Raw genomic sequence first — 19656 nt, 5'->3', positions numbered from 1 at the left:
CTGCCGACGGGGGTCGACATGGGCGTGCTGGTGCAGAAGTACGGTGGCAGCTCCTTGGCCGACACGGAGCGCCTCAGCGCGGTGGCTTCGAGGGTTGCCGCAACTCATCACAGCGGAGCGGCGACCGTCGTCGTGGTATCTGCCCGTGGTGGCGCCACCGATGAGTTGCTGGCTCAGGCCGCCGCAGCGGCCGGCCCCGCATTCGGGGCCCAACGGCTACGTGAAACCGATCAGTTGCTCGCGACCGGCGAGACCGCCTCCGCCTCGCTGCTGGCCCTGACCCTGCTGGGCCTCGGCGTCCCGGCGGTCTCGCTGACGGGAGCGCAGGCAGGCATGTCCATAGTGGGCAAACCCGGTGCGGGAATCGTCGACCGCATCGACGTCACCCGGATCGACGAGTTGTTGGACGAAGGCAACGTCGTCGTGGTCACAGGCTTCCAGGGCCAGAACGCCGACGGGGACACGGTCACCCTGGGCCGGGGTGGCTCGGACACCAGCGCCGTCGCGCTGGCTGCCGCTCTGGGCGCGGAGCGCTGTGAGATCTTCACCGATGTCGACGGGGTCTACAGCGCAGATCCGACGCATGTCCCGGACGCACGCAAACTCCCCTTCGTCCCTGCCGCCGTGATGGCGGAGATGGCGTTCGCCGGGGCCAAGGTCCTTCATCCCAGGGCGGTTGAACTCGCCACGTTACAAGGAGTCGAACTGCATGTCCGTACGTCGCTCGGAACTCAGGAGGGAACGGTTGTCGGAGAGGAGAAGGACTTTATGACCTCACTGGAGACGGGGGGCGCGGTCGTTGCCATCACGTCGGATCCCGACGTGGCCAGGGTTCTGGTGCATGCCAGAGGGCGCAGCGATCTCGCGGCCGAGGTGTTGTCGATCCTGGCTCAGCATGCTGTGCCGATGGATCTGGTCGCCCGGTCGGGTCCCAACGAGGAAGAGTTCCGGATGGGTTTCACCGTCCGCAGGAGTGACGTGGCGGACATCGGACCGGCGCTGGACAAGGCCATCGCCGTTCACGGCGGTGAGGTCCGGATCGACCCGGACGTGGCCAAGGTCTCGCTCATCGGCATGGGGCTGCTCAACCGTCCCGAGTACGTGGCCCGCATGACCGCGGTGCTCGCCGCGGCCGGCATCGCCACGAGCTGGGTTTCGTCCTCCCAGCTCCGGGCCTCCGTAACCGTGCCCGCGGACCGCCGCGTGCAGGCACTGTGCCTGCTGCACAAGGAGTTCGGACAGACCGAGGAATGCGCCGACACCGAGCAGACAGTGGCACTTTGAGCCACCGAATCAGGGAGGGCCAAAAAGTGTCAGTCAATCATTTCGCCCGCAGTCTGAGGTTGAAGCGTCTCTTCCGTCATGGAGACGAACGGCTGATGGTCGTGCCGTTGGACCACTCGATCTCGGACGGCCCGATCGCACCACGCGGCGGCATCGACGCCCTGGTCGGGCAGTTGGTCGGCAACGGCGTGGACGCGGTCGTGCTGCACAAGGGCAGCTTGCGCCATATCGAGACCGACCGGTTCACCGACATGTCGCTGATCATCCACCTGAGCGCCAGCACCATGCACGCGCCGGACCCGGACGCCAAGTACCTGGTCACGAGCGTCGAGGAATCGGTACGTCTGGGCGCCGATGCGGTCAGCGTGCACGTCAACATCGGCTCCGAGGACGAACGCCAGCAGGTCGTCGACCTGGGCGCCGTGGCGGCCGTGTGCGACCGCTGGAATGTGCCTCTGCTCGCCATGATGTACCCGCGGGGACCGAGGATCAGCGATCCACGCGATCCCGGCCTGGTCGTGCACACCGCCTCCCTCGCCGCCGACCTCGGCGCGGACATCGTGAAGGTGGTGTACACCGGCACATCCGACGAGATGGCCGATGTCGTCGCCGCGTGCCCCGTCCCGGTGATCGTCGCCGGCGGGGTGCGGATGGACACCGAGGGGCAGGTTCTGCGCTTTGTGAACGACGCGATCTGCGGCGGGGCCGCGGGAGTGGCCATGGGCCGCAACGTCTTCCAGGCGCCGGATCCCGGGGCGATGGCGCGCAAGATCTCCCGGGTCGTGCACGGCGGCGACAAGGTTCACGCCGTACCTGAGCCGCGCCGCGAAGCCGTGCCGTCCGGCGCAGTCCAGGCCTGACCGACTGCCTGTTCATCAACCGGCACATGCCAGAAGAACGCCAAGCGCTATGTCTGAGGAGTCGTGTACCCGTGAAGCTCACCTGGATCGACGTCCGCTCGCTGAAGGGCGCCAAGAAGGCCATCATCGAGGAGTCCGTGCACCAGCGGATCGACGGCGTCGTCAGTAACAGTCTCTCGGACCTCAAGGGGCTGCCGCCGACCGTGAAGAAGGTCTTCTTCCCGCAGGGGAAGGAGCTTCCGGCCGAAATGGGCCCGGCCGACGTCGTGATCCTGTCCGACGACCGCCAGGGCGAGCGCACGGAGCTCGCCAAGGCTCACCCGACCATCGAGTTCGGCCGCTTCGTCGAGATCATCGACGCCGAGACCCTGGAGGAGGCCTGCGAGGCCTCCCGCCAGGAGAAGTGGGCCGTCCTGCTCTTCCGCGACCCCACCAAGATCCCGTTGGAGATCGTGCTCGCCGCCGCTGCCCGCGCCGAAGGGAACATCATCACGGTCGCCACGGACGTGGAGGAGGCCACCATCATCTTCGGTGTTCTGGAGCACGGCTCGGAGGGCGTGATGGTGGCCCCGGGCAAGGTGGGTGACGCCACTCAGCTCAAGGCCGCCGCGATGGCCCAGCCCGGCGAACTCCAGCTCACTGAACTGGAGGTGGTGAGCACCGCCCACATCGGAATGGGTGAGCGTGCCTGTGTGGACACCTGCTCACACTTCCGTGAGGACGAGGGCATCCTGGTCGGCTCGCATTCCAAGGGCATGATCCTCTGCGTCAGCGAAACGCACCCGCTCCCCTACATGCCGACCCGGCCGTTCCGCGTCAACGCCGGCGCGATCATGTCGTACACCATCTCCGGTGAGAACGACCGCACCAACTATCTGAGCGAGCTCGAGGCCGGCAGCAAGGTCCTGGCCGTCGACGTCAAGGGCCAGACCCGTGTGGTGACCGTCGGGCGGGTGAAGATCGAGTCCCGTCCGCTGATCTCCATCGACGCGGTCGCGCCCGACGGGCGGACCGCCAATCTGATCCTGCAGGACGACTGGCACGTTCGGGTCCTGGGCCCCGGCGGCGCGGTGCTCAACAGCACGGAGCTCAAGCCCGGCGACAAGGTCCTTGGCTACCTGCCGACCGCAGACCGTCATGTCGGCTACGCCATCGACGAGTTCTGCATAGAGAAGTAGGGACGACCAGCCGATGGAACGGCAACCGGTCTTCGACTTCCACGCCCGGTTGACCGGCGCCCCCGGGGCACTCGACCGTCTGCTGTCCGCGATGGACAGGAGCGGGGTCGAGCGCGCCGGGGTCGCGGCGGGTGGTGTGGTCGATCTCGACGTGCTTGCCCGCCAGCTCGTGGAGGGCGGTCATGTGACCTCCGACCCCGACAACGGCATCGTGCTGGACGCTGCTCGTGGCTCTGCGGGCCGTCTGACGGCGTTCTGGTTCGGCAACCCGCATCAGGGGACGGCGGACTACGGTGCGCACGGCGCCGAGTGCGCCGCCCTGGAACTCTCCCCCGCGGTGCACGGAGTTTCTCTGGACGATCCACGCACCACCGCCTTTCTGGATCTCGCCGAGGAGTTCGGACACCCGGTCTACGTCGTGTGCATCGACCGGGACGGCTGCCGGGTCTCGGACCTGGCCGTACAGGCGGCGAAGCGCCCGCAGACGGTGTTCGTCCTCGGCCACCTCGGCATCGGCCTGATCGACACCTACGCAATAGACATCGTGCGCCCCGTTCCGAACGTCGTCGTCGAGACCTCCGGAGGCTTCGGCTTCACGGTCCGCGTCGCCATCGAGCGACTCGGAGCCGAACGAGTGCTCTTCGCCGCGGAGCACCCGCTTCAGGACCCGGCGGTGGAGCTGGCCAAGTACCAGGCACTCGGTCTTCCGCACGCCGTGCTGCAGCAGGTTCTGTGGCAGAACGCCCACCGCATTCTCCGACTGGAGTCACCATGAGCCGCCCACCTTCCGAGCGCCTCCCTCAACTGGGCGACTGGCGCGACCACGAACAACTGCGCAAAATGCAGGACGATCAGCTCCGTGAGCTGCTCGTATGGGCACGGCAGTCCCCCTTCTACCGGAAGCGCTTCGGTGACGGGGCGGCGCCCGCCTCGCGCGGTGACTTCGAGGACCTCGGCCTGACCAGTAAGCAAGACCTCAGGGATGCCTACCCGTTCGGCATGCTGGCCGTTCCCAGGGGCGAGCTGGCCACCTACCACGAGTCCAGCGGGACGGCGGGGAGCCCGACTCCCTCGTACTACACCGAAGCCGACTGGACGGATCTGGCGGAGCGATACGCCCGCAAGTGGGTGAGCATCGAGCCGGATGACGTCTTTCTGGTTCGCACTCCGTACGCGCTGATGATCACCGGCCATCTGGCACATGCGGCGGCCCGGACGCGCGGGGCCACGGTCGTCCCCGGCGACAACCGTTCGCTGGCCATGCCCTACTCGCGGGTGGTGCGTGTGCTGCACGACCTCGGCGTGAGTCTGACCTGGTCGATGCCGACGGAGACCCTGCTGTGGGCGGCGGCCGCGCGTGCGGCGGGGCTGGTACCGAACCGCGACTTCTCCTCGCTCCGTGCGCTGTTCGTCGGTGGGGAACCGCTCAGTCCAGCACGCCGGGCCCGGATCAGCGAGATCTGGGGCGTACCGGTGGTCGAGGAGTACGGGTCCACCGAGACCGGCAGCCTGGCCGGCGAGTGCCCCGAAGGCCATCTGCATCTGTGGGCCGACCGCGCCGTCTTCGAGGTGCTCGACCCGCGGACCGGCGCCCTGTCGGCCTCCGGTGCCGGACAGTTGGTGGTCACCCCGCTGTACCGCCAGGCGATGCCGCTGCTGCGGTACAACCTGGAGGACAACGTTGAGGTCTCACTCGATCCGTGCCCGTGCGGCTGGCGACTGCCCACGGTGCGTGTGCTCGGACGTTCCGCCTTCGGTCACCGGGTCGGTCCCGCAACCATCACCCAGGCCCGACTGGAGGAACTGGTCTTCGGGCTGCCCCTCGAACACGGCGTGATGTTCTGGCGGGCCCGGGCCCGGGCCGATCTGCTGGAGATCGAGATCGAGGTGGCGGCTCCGCACCGGGAAGCCGCGTGCGCCGCGCTCACGGCAGCGGTCAAGGCGGCTTGCGGGGACATTCCGGCGCGGGTCGACGGCGTTCCCGTGGGCACTCTCGTGCCCACGGAGGCACTCACCGGCGTCCACGACGTCGTGAAGCCGCGCAGCCTGTTCGGTCCGGACGAGGACTGGAGCAAGGCGCTCCTCTACTACTGAGCAACCCGTAAACCCCAACCGTCCCGGCCGTTCCTTCTGCCGGGAGCGTGAAAGGAGCACAGCAGTGGCGGAGGTACCTCCAAGGGTCGCCATCGTTGGTGCCGGCATCGCCGGAGTGGCCCTTGCCGCCGCGCTGTCCCAGCGCGGCCTGGCCTGCAATGTCTTCGAGAAGACCCGGAATCTCCGGGAGATCGGTGCGGGAATCCAGATATCGCCCAACGGGTCGCGGCTGCTCCAGGACCTCGGCATCGGCCGCTGCCTGGAGCGCAGAGGAGTGCGCCCGGACTCCATCGACGTACGCAACTGGGCTGACGGCAGGACTCTGGCCCGCACCCCCCTCGGCCAGGCATGCGAGCAGATGTACGGGGCGCCGTACCTCGCCCTCCACCGGGCCGACCTGCACAGCGCACTGGTGGAGCAACTACCGGAATCCGTACTGCACTTGGGTTTGGAGTGCGTCGAGATCACCCAGGTCGAGGACGAGGTGGCGATTCGGTGCGCGGACGGTTTCGAGACCCGGGCGGACGTGGTCATCGGCGCTGACGGCATCCGCTCGGCGGTCCGTCAGCTGATGATCGGTGATGAGCCGCGGTTCTCCGGGCAGTCCATCTACCGTGCCGTCGTGCCGGCGGAGGCATGGCCGACAGCGAACGAGCGACCGCATGTCTCCATCTGGATGGGGCCCGGCCAGCACTGTGTGGCCTACCCCATCTCGGGAGGTGCCTCGGTCAGTGTCGCCGCCACAGCAGAGGCCGGCGACTGGCGCCGGGAGTCATGGTCTGCCGAGGGCTCGAAGGGGGAGCTCCTCGACGCCTACGCCGGCTGGGCGCCGGAACTGTTGTCGTTGCTGTCCGCGGCGCCGAGCGTCACCCGCTGGGCGCTGTACGACCGCGATCCGGTGGACCGCTGGAGCAACGAGCGGGTGACGTTGATCGGTGACGCGGCACATCCGATGCTGCCCTTCGGGGCCCAGGGCGCCTCGCTGGGGCTGGAGGACGCGCTGACCCTGGCGATCTGTCTCCAGAACGCCACCGCCAGTACGGTCCCGGACGCCTTGCGCCGGTACGAGGCGCTGCGCCGTCCGAGGACCGAGCAGGTGCACCGGTTCATCCGGGAGAACGAACGCAACCATCATGTCGACGACGGTGACGGGCAGCGTGAACGGGATGCCGCCCTCGACACGGACTTCGGTCTGCGACAGAGGGCCTGGCTGTTCGGCCACGACGCGGCGGCCGAGGCCACCAGCAACGTCGTCGCACCGGTGCGGTAACGAGCAACACCTCCGAACGGGAAGGCAGAACTGGTGATGCGTACTGCGGAAACAATCGAGATGCCAGGGATCACCGGCCGTGTCGTGGTGGTGACGGGCGCGGGCCGAGGTATCGGGGCGGCCGTCGCCCGACTGCTCGGGCGCCACGGTGCTCAGGTGGCGCTCTGGGACACGGACCCGGTGACGGTCACCGAAGTCGCCTCGGAACTCGACGCCGCCGGAGTGAAGGCCACCGCCGTGTGCGTGGATGTCCGGGACAGCGCCGCGGTTGAGGCGGCGACCGTCCAGGTCGAGCACACACTCGGGCCGGTGGACCTCCTGGTCAACGTGGCAGGCATGCTGCGCACCGGCGCTCTGATGGAGTTCACCGATGAGGAATGGGACGAGATCTTCGCGGTCAACGTACGCGGAGTCTTCACGGTCAGCCGCTCGGTCGCCGGCCGGATGGCCCGCCGTGGCCACGGGGCCGTCGTGACCGTCGCCTCCAACGCAGGCGGCGTGCCGCGCACGGGTATGGGTGCCTACGCCGCATCCAAGGCGGCATCCTCCATGCTCACCAAGTCCCTGGGCCTCGAACTGGCCACGCAGGGCGTGCGCTGCAACGTGGTCTCTCCTGGCTCCACGGACACCCCGATGCTGCGGGACATGTGGGACGCGGCCGGCGAAGGGGCGACCGAGGCCACGGTGCGCGGTTCCCTTGATGCCTTCCGCGTCGGGATTCCGCTCGGCCGTGTCGGAACACCCGAGCAGGTTGCCCAAGCCGTCCTCTTTCTGCTCTCCGACCAGGCGTCCCACATCACCCTGCAGGACCTCTACGTCGACGGCGGAGCAGCTCTCGGCTGACCGAAGCCGCTCTGCGAAGGAGAATTGAGATGGCGATCCCGCCGATCCCTCCCTATCCGCTGCCCACGGAAGGCGAGCTGCCGCAGAACCGCGTCTCCTGGCAGCCGTCGGCCGACCGGGCTGCGTTGCTGGTACACGACATGCAGCGCTACTTCCTGGCGCCCTTCGACCGCACGGGCGAGCCCGCCGGTCCGCTGCTCAGCAACGTCCGTGCGTTGCTCGACACGGCGCGCGCCACGGGAATGCCCGTTGTCTACACCGCCCAGCCGGGCGACATGGACCGCGCGCAGCGTGGACTGCTCTACGACTTCTGGGGGCAGGGCATGAGCAGCGCGCCGAAGGACCGCGAACTGGTCCCGGAGATCGCGCCCACCGGTGACGACGTCGTGCTGACGAAGTGGCGGTACAGCGCCTTTCACCGCACGGGCCTCCTCGACCTGATGGAGCGCCGGGGGAGGGATCAGCTTCTCGTGGCGGGCGTCTACGCCCACATCGGGTGCCTGGCCTCCGCGTACGACGCCTTCGCCAACGACATCCAGCCCTTCCTGATCGCAGACGCGTTGGGCGACTTCGGGCCGGCCGAGCACCGACAGGCGCTGGAGCATGCGGCGGACCGCTGTGCGGCAGTGCTGACCACCCATCACGCAGTGCAGACGCTGCGAGCGGGCAGCGGCCGTGAGGTCGGAGAATCCGCGCTGCTGCGGTGACACGTGACGAGTGAAACGAAAGGTATGCAGACATGAGCTTCGACGGATTCGCCCTGGCACCGGGCGAGGGCAGGCCCATCGGCCACCAGGTCAACTTGAAGGTGGGCCAGGTCCACACGCCGAACCTGCTGGCAGTGGAATGTGAATTCGCGCCCGGTTTCGACGTCGGGGCACACAGCCACTCCACCCATGAGGAGATCTTCTATGTCCTCGAGGGCGAAGTGGAGTTTTTCGCCTTCGAGCCGAAGGTGCTGACATCCGCGCCCGGCTCATGGACGACTTGGGAGTCCAAGACCGGCCAGAAAGTCACCCGAGCCACCCCCGGAACGGTGCTGTACGTGCCGAAGGGCTGCCCGCACGGCTTCAGGAACCCGGGGGACGTGCCCATGCGGTTCCTGCTGGTGGGAACGCCGGCGGGTCATGAGAACTACCAACAGGAGATAGCGGACCTGTTGGCATCGCCGCCCTCTGACGAGGAGGAGCTGCGTCGCGCGGTGGAGGATATCCGGCGGCGGCACCACACCAACCAGCTCACGCCGGCGGTCCGGGCGCCCTCGGACATGTGAAGCACCTGGCCATGACACGGCTGCCGGGGGACCGCCTCCTGGCAGCCGTGCCGGCTTTCCGAAATCACGTGGTCGCGCGATGCCCCGACGACCTCGGATGGCGGATGCTCCGTGGAGTATCCCCACCACAGGAGGCGTGATCCGTGCCCGATCAACCCATCACCATCACCATGTGGTCCGATCTGAGCTGTCCGTGGGCGACGCTCGCACTGGACACACTGCACGCCGAGGCACAGCGGCTCGACGCCGAGGTGGTCGTTGATCACCGGGTGTTCCCGCTGGAACTCTTCAACAAGATGGCCACTCCGAAGCACATCGTGGAGAGCGAGATCGTGGCCATCGCCGGACAACTGCCGGACCTCGGATGGCGGTTGTGGAACGCGCCCGCGCACACGTACCCGGTCACCATGCTCCCGGCGATGGAGGCGGTGCAGGCCGCGAAGGACCCCGTGGTGGGGGGACTGGCCGCCAGTGACCAGCTCGACACCGCGCTGCGGCGTGCGTTCCTCGTGGACAGCCGGTGTGTGAGCCTCCCGTCGGTGATCCTCGACGTGGCCGGCCAGTGCCCGCTCGTCGACAGTGACCGGCTGGCCGACGCGATCGCGCAGGGCAAGGGCCGGGCCGAGGTCTACCGCGACTGGGCCGAGGCCCGACGAATCTCCGTCCAGGGCAGCGCGACCCTGTTCGGCGCGGATGCGGAGCCGCTGCACAACCCGGGCGTCGAGTACCGCTGGTCGAAGGACGTCACCCCCCTGGACGGAGGGTTCCCGGTGCTGGAGGGCTACAGCCGTGACTGGGTTGCCGCACTGGTGGACGCCAAGGCCTGAGGCAGGCCATGGCGGGCGTGTGCTCTCCGGCAGCGACCCGGCCGGATGCTGATCGTCATGCGGATCCGCCAGCTGCTTTCGGCCTTCCGGCCAAAACGTAGCCCCCTCCCAGGTTCCCGAGTGCGATCAAGATCCCGCGAACGCGTGATGCGACGGCACGTCAGGGCGGGGAGGCTGCGTACGTCTCCTCGCTAGCGGAGGTTTGGAGAGTATGAACAACGTCCCCGTAGTTGTGGTCGGTGCCGGCCCGGTCGGGATGATGACGGCGCTGGAATTGGCCCACCATGGTGTGGCATGCCTGCTCGCCGAACAGAATTCCGGGCCCGCCGTGCATCCGAAGATGGAATTCACCAACCCCAGAACCATGGAGCATCACGCAAGACTGGGGACCGCCGACGACATCCGACGGGCCGGCGTACCCGCCGAGTACCCTTTCGACGTCCTCTGGTCCACCGGCCTCGACGGCGAACAGCTCGCGGTCTGGGAGCAGCCCTCCGTCGAGCAGAAATGGAAGCAGATCAGAGAAGACGGGGACGGTGGACAGCCCAGTCAGCCATACCAGCGAATATCGCAAGCCGATCTGGAGCCGGTCCTCCTCGAACACTGTCGGCGTCACCCTCTGATCGACGTTCGGCTGCGCTGGCGGTTCGAGTCACTCGAACAGCAGGGCGACCGGGTCACCACCAGGTTCCACGACCTGGCGACCGACTCCCCCCGGGCAGTGCGGTCCGAGTACCTGGCTGCCTGCGACGGCGCAGGCAGCCAGATTCGCCGAGCCGTCGGGATTCCGTTGAGCGACGGCGGTATCGCGGACGGCGAAGGAGGCGGTGTCCGTGAACTGCCGGAGGCCTTCTCGGTGACTTTCCGCAGCTCGGACACCAAGAGCCTGTTCCGGCACGGATATTTTTGGCACTACTTCACCAACCGTTACGTACTGATCTCGCTCGACGAAGCCGGAACGTGGGCTTTCCACTCCCTGCGGCAGGAAGACTTCTCCACGCCGCCGGCCGATCCCGCGGCGTGGATACGTGCCCAGCTCAACGTCGACGTCGACATCGACGAGGTGCGCGTCACCTCACGGTGGACACCTCGCTACCTGATTGCCGACCGGTACCGGGCCGGCCGGGTGCTCCTGGCCGGCGACGCCGCGCATCAGATGTTCCCTTCCGGCAGCCACGGAATGAACACCGGAGCCGGTGACGCCGTCGACCTGGGGTGGAAGCTGGCAGCGGTGGTCAACGGGTACGGCGGGCCGCACCTGCTCGACAGTTACGAAGCGGAGCGGCGGCCGGTCGGTCTGCGCAACATGGCCATGTCCCGCCAGCACCTGGACGTGCACTTCCAGTTCATGCGCATCGGCCGCGAGGGCGGGACGGCGCAGGAGCAGGGCCGGTTCCTCTCCGCCCAGCCGGGCGAGAACACCTACGAGGGGATCTATCTGGACTACCGGTACGCCGGATCCCCCATTGTCTGCCCCGATGGGGCCGCGGAGCCGCCATCCGACCTGCTGCGGTACATCCCCAGTACCTGGCCGGGCAGCCGTCCGCCGAGTCTGATCCTGGAGAACGGGGACCAGCTGTTCGACCTGTTCGGGCGCGAGTTCACCCTCCTGGACATGGTGGGTGACGGGAGGGCCGGCCCCTTGTTGGCCGCCGCAGCAGAACGAGGTCTGCCGGTCAGGCATATCGTGGTCGAAGAAGCCCGGGTGCGTGAATTGTGGGATTGCGACCTGGCGCTGGTACGCCCGGACCAGCATATTGCCTGGCGCGGGGACTTTTCCCCCGCCGACCCTTTCGAGGTCGTTGATCGGGTCAGAGGCGCAGCGAGCGACAATACGCTGTCGACAGCACGCTCGTGACGGGTATCAGATATTCGCTTTTATGGAGGCGTCAGTGGCGACCGAACAATTGAAGAACAGTACGACCCCTGGCGACGTGGGCGGGAACAGGCGGGCGTGGCTGGTCCTGGCGCTGGTATGCGCCTGCCAGTTCATGGTGATCCTTGACTCGGCCATCGTCAACGTCGCCTTGCCCGCGGTCCGCGATGACCTCGGATTCTCCAACACCGGCCTGGCTTGGGTCGTGAACGGCTATCTGCTCACCTTTGCCGGATTCATGCTGCTCGGCGGGCGCGCGGCCGATCTCTTCGGTCCACGTCGACTGTTGAACTGCGGACTCGTGGTGTTCTCCGTTTCCAGTCTCGTCGGTGGACTGGCAACCACTCCGGAGGTCCTGGTGGGGGCGCGCGTCGCGCAGGGCATCGGGGCCGCCATGATGGCTCCGGCGACGCTCGCTGTCATCAACACCGTCTTCACCGAACCCGGCGCACGCGCCAAGGCGTTCGGGGCGTGGGCCTCCTCCGGCGGGATCGGCGGCCTGGCCGGCGCTCTCGTGGGCGGGGCTCTGACGACCAGCCTTTCGTGGCGGTGGGTCTTCCTGATCAACGTGCCGATCGGCGCGCTGCTGATCACCGTGGCGGTGATGTCGCTGACCGCGGCCGCACGCAACGGCGAGCGGGAGTCGCTCGACATCGTCGGCGCTCTCACAGGAACGGTCGGCCTGGCAGCCCTGGTGTTCGGCGTCATGCACATCGCCGACTACGGCTGGACGTCCGGCCTCGTCGTCGGCCCCGCACTGGCGGGCGTGCTGCTGCTCGTTGTCTTCCTCGGGGTGGAGTCGCGCACAGCCAACCCGATGGTGCCTCTGCGGCTCTTCAAGATCCGTGGCATCGCGGTAGGTAACGCCATGCTGTTCCTGTTCGGTGGAATCGCCATCGGAATGTGGTACTTCACCTCGCTCTTCCTGCAGAACGTCCTTGGATTCAGCGCGCTGGAGGCCGGGCTCGGGCAGACTCCCGCCGCGGTGGGCTTCATGCTCGTCGCGCGCTATGCGTCCGCCTGGCTGCCCCGCTTCGGTGTGCGTCCGCTGGTACTGGCCGGCAGTGCCTGCTTCGTGGCGGGCTTCGGCTGGCTTTCCCTGGCCTCTGCCGGCAGCGGGTACGCGGCCAGTGTGCTCGGGCCCACGCTGCTCATCTCGGCGGGTATCGGTCTGACCTTCCCCACCTTCATGGCTGCGTCCACCGCTGACGCTCCCGAGGGTGACGCCGGGATCGTCGGTGGCCTGGCGGGCACCGGCAACCAGGTGGGCGGCGCCTTCTTCCTGGCTGTGCTCGCGACCGCCGCGGGCGCCACGACCGATCGGGCCGACGAGGGGACCTCCGAGGTGGACGCCCTCGCCGCCGGTTACGAGGTGGTCTTCCTCATGGCGGCGGGCCTCGCCGTCGCCATTGGTCTCCTCAGCCTGCTCGTGCCCCGGAAGGAGCGCGCCTGACCGCTGGAGCTCCGGCACACCAGGCTCTGTTCGCTCCTGTCCGCTGTTCACATCATGCCGCGGACAGGAGCGCGGGCCTTTTGCCGCGCTCTGCGACGAGCAAGCCGAAAGACCCCTGCGGGAGCGTGTTTTCCCGCAGGGGGTCTTCTGCTGCCCGGGTGTCCTGGGTCGAGGCGCATTCGGTCGTCCCTGCGTGTCTGGAGCCGTGTCACGAAAGGGCGTTATGCGACGTACCTAAGATCGCATGAATACGTGATGCTCCGCGTATCCCCGTGAGCCAGCCTGTATCCACGTCTCCGCCGAGTGGCCGGTTGGATGCACTGATCACGGTTCCCTTGAATCCGCAGCGCTTTTCAGGGCCGCTATCGCCAAGCCCGGTGCTGGGATTCGTGGTTCGACTGTCGGCCGCGTCTGGAGTACGACCGGATATTCACAACGCACTGAACCTGGGAGCGAAAAAAGAATGTCGGACACACAGATCGACACCTCGACGAATTCCATCGAGCCCCTGCGCGAGCTCTTCTACGGGCACTACCGGTTCCAGTACCTGAGCGCCGCCTGCCAGTTCGGACTGTTCGAGCTGCTGGGCCGCGAGCCGGGCATCACCCGTAAGGAGGTGGCCGAGCGCCTGGGGATCCAGGAGCAGCCGGCCCGCATCCTGCTCCTCGGATGCACCAGCGCCGGCCTGCTGCGCAAGGAGGAGGACCGTTACTTCAACACACCGGTCTCCGAGCCGCTCGCCGGCAAGCTGGACGACATCCCGGCGGCGTTCGTGCCGTGGGAGCAGCAGATCAACTACCGGCCGATGTTCTGGTTCTACGAGTCGCTGAAGGAGTACAGCAACGTCGGTCTGCAGCGCGAGATCCCGGGCGACTCGCCGACACTGTACGGTCGGCTCGCCGAGGATCCTGCCAAGGAGACCGTCTTCCACAACATGATGGGCTCCGTGAGCCGGGTCATGGCCGAGGAGCTGGTCGACCGACTGGACCTTTCCAAGGTCACCCACCTCCTTGACATCGGCGGCGGCACCGCGGTCAACGCGACACACCTCGCACGCCGCTGGCCGCACCTGCAGATCACCATCGCCGACCTCCCCACCGTCGCGGAGCGGGCGAACGAGAAGATCGCCTCGCTCGGTCTGAGCGACCGGGTCCGCGCAGTCGGCCTCGACGTCTTCAAGGACGAGTTCCCGAAGGGCTGCGACGCCGTCCTCTTCGGTCACTTCCTGGAGATCTGGTCCATCGAGCGCAACCGCGAGCTGATCGCCAAGGCGGCCCGCGCCGTCGAGCCCGGCGCCAGCCTTTTCGTCGCCACGCCCGAGGCCTACGACGACGAGACCGGCCCGGACGTGGCGGCCGCGCTGTCCGCGTACTTTCTCACCATCGCGTCCGGTGAGGGCATGGTCTACACCATGCGTGAGTACGAGGAGTGGGCCTCCGAGGTCGGATTCGAGGCGACCGGTCGTCTCTCCGTCGGCATCGGCGACGCCGTCATCACCGGCGTCAAGCGCTGAAGCAGGAACCGATGCCCGCTTCCCCGTGACGCCGTGCGGGCAGGTGCCCGGTGCCGGTCGCGCACCTCCGGTGCTCGTCCCGGGGAAGTGGGTGGCAGCCGGCCCCGACACGTTCGTGCGCGTGGGGCCGGCGCATTGAGCTGGGCCGGGCCCCGGCGGGGTGCGATCCGGGACCCGCACCCGACAGGATCAAGGCGCAGGTCAGTCGATACATCGGCCGGTACATCTCCCCGAATACCGGTCCACCAGGTCACACCACCCGGCCTCGACCCGTTCGGGGCTCATCCCGCGGCGGGTCAGGAGGTGGTCGACGAGCACCGTTTCGAGATATCCGAGCAGCGTGTGCGCGACGAGCTCGGTGTCGCTGTCCGGTCGTACCTCCCGCAGCAGCATGCACAGGTGCGCCAGCCGAAGCTGGTACGACGGACCCGTTCGCCGACGGTCCAGGTCCCGGTGTGCAGCCAGGTACAGGTCCCGGTGCGCGTGCTCATGGCGGATGACGGCCAGGCCGAAGGCCCGCATCCGCTCATCGGGCCGCGCACCCGGGCCGAGCGGCGGCGGTCCGGAGAGGAAGCCCTCCTGGAGCCGCTCCTCGTGATGGCTGAGCAGCTCCGCCATCAGCCCCACACGGTCGCCGAACCGGCGGAAGACAGTGCCCTTGCCGACGCCGGCGCCGCTGGCGATGTCGTCCATGGTCACGTTCTCGATGCCATGCGCGGCGGCGAGGCGGTCGGCCACCTCGAGCAGTCGGCTGCGGTTGCGCGCGGCGTCGGCACGCAACCGGGTCGTCCCGCCGGCCGAGGGGAGGGCAAGGTCGGCCGGTCCGACGGGGGTGGTTCGCGCCGGCGTGGACGAGGGCGTTCGCGGCTCGGTCATGAGTACAAGAATACGCCGAGGGCAGACAAGCGGACCGTGGTCCGTTACTCTGGACCTCTAAGTGGACCACGGTCCATTTATCTTCGGGCGTACTGATCACACACTTGGGAGTCTGCATGTCCATCCGTATCCTCGCCCTGGTCGGCAGCCTTCGTTCGGGTTCCCACAACCGGCAGTTGGCCGAGGCCTCTGTGAAGCACGCCCCTCAGGGCGTCGAGGTGGTCATCCACGAAGGGCTGAGCGATATCCCCTTCTACAACGAGGACATCGACGTCGAGGGCGGCGTGCACGAGGCGGCGGCCGCTCTGCGCGCCGCCGTGGCCCAGGCCGACGCGCTGCTGCTCTTCTCTCCGGAGTACAACGGCACGATCCCCGCGGCCCTGAAGAACGCCATCGACTGGCTGTCCCGCCCGTACGGCAGTGGGGCGCTGACCGGCAAGCCGGTTGCCGTCGTCGGGACCGCGTTCAGTCAGCACGGTGGCCTGTGGGCCCAGGACGAGACCCGCAAGGCGGCCGGCATCGCCGGTGCCCGCGTCGTCGAGGACGCCAAGCTGTCCATCCCCGGCTCCGTGAATCGCTTCGCCACCACGCACCCGGCCGACGACGCAGAGGTCGTCGAGGGTCTGACCAAGGTCATCGAGCAGCTGTCCCGGGCCGCCGCACCGGCCGCCGCCTGAAGGAGCGCCCCTGCCGATCCAGGATCGTCCCGCACGGTCTCCTCGCTGGAGCGGCGGGGGCGCCGGACGGCGCCGCCCCGGACGGCCCGGCGCGGTGTGGGCCGGAAGTCGATACTCGCGGCAATGGGAGTGCTCGCGGGGAATCTTGGCAGTGAATTCCCACTACCCGGTGGCTCCGGCTGTGTACGGCGCAGCCAAAAGCCGACATGCGTGTTTTTCATGGAACCGCAGCAGGAACTGAGCGTCAGGATGCGCCCCTGAACCTCACCATGGCGGCGCCTTCGTTGTCGCCTCCGTGCCATCGCGAGTCGAGATCGATTCACGATTCAATCATCCTCGCTATTGCGTAGGTCACACCTCCTGGGAGCGGTCGCTGTTGAGCCGCTCGAACAGTACGTTTACACGCGTGCAGTCGAGGTGTGAGTTGAGTAACACGCCGCGAGGTACTGGGCAGCGCGGTGCGTGAAGTTGGGGGATGACACGCGAATGGCACAGACACGTATGGTCGGCAGAGATGCGGAGATGGCACGCATCCGCACAGGGCTTGACAAGGTGGCGGCCGGCACCGGGGGGTGTTTGGTTGTCGAGGGTGCACCGGGAATCGGTAAGAGCCGACTCCTGACCGCCGCGACTGTCTACGCAACCGAGCTGGGCGTGGCCACGGCTGTCGGCCGGGCCACCACGCTTGATCACATTGCGCCCTTGAGTACTCTCCTGGGTGCGTTCAGGGACGACTCGTCGGTAGTGATCGACGACTTCGACCAGCTCGGTGACCCGGCCGTCAACCGGTTCTGGCTGATCGACCAGCTTGGCGGACGGCTCGAACGCTACGTCACCCGGTGTCCGCTGCTCATCGTGATCGACAACGTCCAATGGGCCGACGAGCTGACCGCATTGGCGCTGCGCCTGCTGGTCCCCTCGCTCGCCTCGTCCCCGGTGTTCTGGCTGCTGTCCTGCAGGACGGCAGCCACCGGTTCGCCCGGACGCAGCGCCGTGGACCTCCTGATCCAGGAAGGTGTCGAGCCGATGGAGCTCGGCCCGCTCGACGACGAGGCGGTGCAGACGCTGTGCGCGGTGCTCCTCGGTTCGAGACCCGACCGGCGCCTGCTCGGCCTGGCCCGCCGCAGCGCCGGAAACCCCTTCCTGATCGAGGAGCTGCTGAGCCGTCAGGTGGACCTCCGACGGTCGGTGCAACGGGCCGAAGACCTTCCTTCCGGCGGCGAGCGTGTTGGCGCCCCCGACCTCTCGGCCGGCTTCGTCAAGGCGGTCCAACGCCACTTGCAGTGCCTCTCGCCCGATGCCCACCGGCTGCTCGAAGCGGGAGCCGTACTCGGCCGTCCCTTCACCGTGCACGAGGCGGCGGGACTCTGGGGCAGACGGGCCGTTGAACTCGTCGCCGCCGCCGAGGAGGCACTGCGCCAGGACGCGCTCATGGAGACCGGAACCGAGCTTTCGTTCCGCCACGACCTGATCCGCGAGTCGGTGCTCAGCGCCATGCCCGGTCCGGTGCGCAAGGTGCTCCATCGCGAGGCGGTCACCGTCTTACGCGCCGAGAACCGGCCTGCCAGTGAGATCGCCGAGCACCTCCTTTACGGGAGTTCGCAGTGGAACAGCCAGACCGTGGACGCGCTGCACTCCACCATTCGCCAACTTGCGCGCACCGCTCCCAGCACGGCCGCCGACCTGGCGCTGCGCACGTTGAAGGCCATCGGTGACCATCACACCGCGCGGCCGCATCTCGCCGCGGAGGCGGTTGTCCTGCTGGCCGCCGCCGGTCGGCTGGCCGAGGCGCAGGAGCTCGGCGAGGCGACCCTCGAAGCGGGCATGCCCCCGGAGACGGAGGCCATGCTGCTGTACGGCGTCGCCTCCGCGTTCAAGCACGCCGGCCGGGACGACACGGCTGTCCGCTATACACGGCGGGCCCTCGAACTGCCGAACGTAGCCACCCTGGTCCGTGCGCAGGTGCTGGCCATCCAGGCCCACGCCCTGCTCAACGTGGGGACCCTGGAGGAGGCGAGGTCGGCGGCGGATCAGGCAGTCCAGATCGCTCGTAGTTCCACGGAGAACCCGTCGGTGGCCCTCGGGATCGCAGCGCAGAGTATCTCCGCGCAGGCTTCCGGAGACATCTCCACCGCCATCACTCTGGCCGGCGAGGCGGTACAGGTCGCCGACGAGCACGGCGGCGCGGTGGCACAGATCCACCCGCGTCTGTGGCTGGGCTCCGCCATGACGGCGGCTGACCGTTTCACGGAAGCCGCCGCCGTGTACGAGTACGGCCAGCGCGAGGCCCACCGGTTCGGCACAGCGTGGTCGCACCCTCTGTGGCATTACCACCGTGCCGAACTGTGGCTGGCCCGCGGCCTGCTCGACGATGCGGTGGTCGAGGCCGAGGCCGGCCTGCGCATCGCCGAACGGCTCACCACGATGGCCATGGGTGTGCCGCTGCTGGCCATCCTGTCCCGCCTGGCACTGCTTTCGGGCGACCTGGCGCTGGCACGTGCCCGTCTCGACGGCGCCCGTCGGCTCGCCGAACAAGGCATCGGCTCGCGGATCGAGGACCTGACGTGGACCACCGCACTCCTCCAGGAAGCCGAAGGCCACCCGGAGGGGGCGGTGGCGACGCTCAAACCCCTGATCGCGGCTCTGCCGACCCGAGTGCTCCTGTTCACGCAGGAGCCCGGTGCTGCCCCCCGACTGGTGCGGTTGGCGCTGAAGGCCGGTGCCAGGGACGTCGCGTGCGCGGTCGCGGACGCTTTCAGCGCGCTGTCCCGACGCAATCCTGGCTGCCCGTCCCTGGCCGCTGCGGACGCCCACACCCGTGGACTGCTGGAGGACGACACTGCGATGCTGCGGGCCGCCGTCGAGGCCTACCAGGACAGCTCAAGGACGCCTCTGAGAGCCGAGGCACTGGAGGATCTGGGTAGGGCGCTGCAGCGTTCGGGCCATCGCCACGAGGCGGTGGACTTCATCCGTGAGGCCCATGGCCTGTTCACCGCGGCCGGCATGCGTATCGACGCAGACCGGGTCTGCGAGCGACTCGACCGCCCGCAGAACGCCCGGCCCGCACCGCAGCCATCTCGGCGCGTGCCCCTGGCCTGGAGCCAGCTGACCCTGTCGGAGGTCAAGGTGGCCCAGCTGGTCGCCGAGGGCCTCACCAACCGCGAGGTGGCGACGAGGCTCTTCCTGTCCCCGCATACGGTGGACAGTCACCTGCGCCACATCTTCTCCAAGCTCGGGCTCTCCAGCCGGGTGGCGCTGACCCGGTGGGTGATCGAGCAGGACACGGCCAAAAAGGCGGAGGTCTGACGACTGCTGGTCCAAGGGCGGCGACAGGCCCTGCCCGCACGGACCGGCAGGCGTGCCCACGATGTTCAGGAACCGACAGCGCGAACATCTGACGCGCCGAACAGGGCCCGCAGGGGCCCTGTTCTCGTTCCCCATCTGTCTTGCGCCCCCGGCAGGACTCGAACCTGCGGCCAAGCGCTTAGAAGGCGCCTGCTCTATCCACTGAGCTACGGGGGCCGGGAGTCCTGATCGGTGGTTCCGTGGCCGTGCCGGGACAAGGATAGGGCTCCGATCCCCTGGACCCGGTTGCTTCACCTGCGTGGCACGATGTGGAGGTTCAGTGAAGC

16 protein-coding genes and 1 tRNA gene are annotated in these 19656 nt (G+C 68.1%); 15 read left to right on the top strand and 2 right to left on the bottom strand.

Annotation, left to right across the window (positions count from 1 at the left end; all coding sequences use genetic code 11):
- Window positions 1-18 precede the first annotated feature (18 nt).
- The 13 genes from D3105_RS09670 to D3105_RS09610 all read left to right on the top strand — a co-directional run bounded on the left by D3105_RS09670 (window position 19) and on the right by D3105_RS09610 (window position 14471).
- On the top strand, window positions 19-1284 hold the full coding sequence (locus D3105_RS09670; protein ID WP_165890993.1) for an aspartate kinase: 1266 nt from the start codon (window positions 19-21) through the stop codon (window positions 1282-1284).
- Window positions 1285-1379: 95 nt separating this feature from the next.
- The gene (locus tag D3105_RS09665; RefSeq protein ID WP_412081014.1) at window positions 1380-2144 is read left to right on the top strand and encodes a 2-amino-3,7-dideoxy-D-threo-hept-6-ulosonate synthase; all 765 of its coding nucleotides are present in this window, start codon (window positions 1380-1382) and stop codon (window positions 2142-2144) included.
- A 71-nt stretch (window positions 2145-2215) separates the two neighbouring features.
- Window positions 2216-3322 (top strand): 3-dehydroquinate synthase II, encoded by a 1107-nt coding sequence (locus tag D3105_RS09660; RefSeq protein ID WP_118902149.1) that lies wholly within the window; start codon window positions 2216-2218, stop codon window positions 3320-3322.
- Between the two features lie 13 nt (window positions 3323-3335).
- A complete protein-coding gene (locus D3105_RS09655) occupies window positions 3336-4097 on the top strand; it encodes an amidohydrolase family protein (RefSeq protein WP_118902146.1) in 762 nt (253 codons plus the stop codon).
- A complete protein-coding gene (locus D3105_RS09650) occupies window positions 4094-5416 on the top strand; it encodes a phenylacetate--CoA ligase family protein (protein ID WP_118902143.1) in 1323 nt (440 codons plus the stop codon). Before D3105_RS09655 ends, D3105_RS09650 begins: the two co-directional genes overlap by 4 nt.
- 64 nt (window positions 5417-5480) lie before the next feature.
- Window positions 5481-6686: an FAD-dependent monooxygenase gene (locus tag D3105_RS09645; protein WP_118902138.1), complete on the top strand. Its 1206-nt coding sequence runs from the start codon at window positions 5481-5483 to the stop codon at window positions 6684-6686.
- Between the two features lie 60 nt (window positions 6687-6746).
- A complete protein-coding gene (locus D3105_RS09640) occupies window positions 6747-7529 on the top strand; it encodes a 2,3-dihydro-2,3-dihydroxybenzoate dehydrogenase (protein WP_240646853.1) in 783 nt (260 codons plus the stop codon).
- Between the two features lie 29 nt (window positions 7530-7558).
- Window positions 7559-8236 carry an isochorismatase family protein gene (locus D3105_RS09635; protein WP_118902136.1) on the top strand — a complete coding sequence of 226 codons (678 nt, stop codon included), beginning with the start codon at window positions 7559-7561 and terminating at the stop codon, window positions 8234-8236.
- Between the two features lie 32 nt (window positions 8237-8268).
- Window positions 8269-8802: a cupin domain-containing protein gene (locus D3105_RS09630; protein ID WP_118902133.1), complete on the top strand. Its 534-nt coding sequence runs from the start codon at window positions 8269-8271 to the stop codon at window positions 8800-8802.
- 143 nt (window positions 8803-8945) lie between these two features.
- Window positions 8946-9629, top strand: coding sequence for a DsbA family oxidoreductase (locus D3105_RS09625; RefSeq protein WP_240646852.1), 684 nt, complete (start codon window positions 8946-8948; stop codon window positions 9627-9629).
- A 211-nt stretch (window positions 9630-9840) separates the two neighbouring features.
- A complete protein-coding gene (locus tag D3105_RS09620) occupies window positions 9841-11487 on the top strand; it encodes an FAD-dependent monooxygenase (protein WP_118902131.1) in 1647 nt (548 codons plus the stop codon).
- 34 nt (window positions 11488-11521) lie between these two features.
- Window positions 11522-12958, top strand: a complete 1437-nt coding sequence (locus D3105_RS09615) for an MFS transporter (protein ID WP_206272698.1) — start codon at window positions 11522-11524, stop codon at window positions 12956-12958.
- A gap of 463 nt (window positions 12959-13421) precedes the next feature.
- Entirely contained in the window at window positions 13422-14471 is a 1050-nt protein-coding gene (locus tag D3105_RS09610) for a methyltransferase (RefSeq protein ID WP_118902125.1), read from the top strand.
- Between the two features lie 201 nt (window positions 14472-14672).
- Here the strand turns inward: D3105_RS09610 and D3105_RS09605 are convergent, their stop codons facing one another.
- On the bottom strand, window positions 14673-15347 hold the full coding sequence (locus D3105_RS09605; RefSeq protein ID WP_118902123.1) for a TetR/AcrR family transcriptional regulator: 675 nt from the start codon (window positions 15345-15347) through the stop codon (window positions 14673-14675).
- Window positions 15348-15463: 116 nt separating this feature from the next.
- Here D3105_RS09605 and D3105_RS09600 point away from each other — a divergent pair, with 116 nt between their 5' ends.
- Window positions 15464-16024: an NAD(P)H-dependent oxidoreductase gene (locus D3105_RS09600; RefSeq protein WP_118902120.1), complete on the top strand. Its 561-nt coding sequence runs from the start codon at window positions 15464-15466 to the stop codon at window positions 16022-16024.
- 486 nt (window positions 16025-16510) lie between these two features.
- Complete coding sequence (locus tag D3105_RS09595) at window positions 16511-19330, top strand: ATP-binding protein (RefSeq protein WP_118902117.1); 2820 nt, start codon at window positions 16511-16513, stop codon at window positions 19328-19330.
- 143 nt (window positions 19331-19473) lie between these two features.
- Here the strand turns inward: D3105_RS09595 and D3105_RS09590 are convergent.
- Window positions 19474-19546 (bottom strand) — tRNA-Arg (locus D3105_RS09590).
- Between the last annotated feature and the right edge of the window lie 110 nt (window positions 19547-19656).

The sequence above is a fragment of the Streptomyces globisporus genome (assembly GCF_003501885.1).
In the GTDB taxonomy this organism is placed as follows: domain Bacteria; phylum Actinomycetota; class Actinomycetes; order Streptomycetales; family Streptomycetaceae; genus Streptomyces; species Streptomyces globisporus_D.
This window is presented reverse-complemented; position numbering and strand designations above follow the sequence as displayed.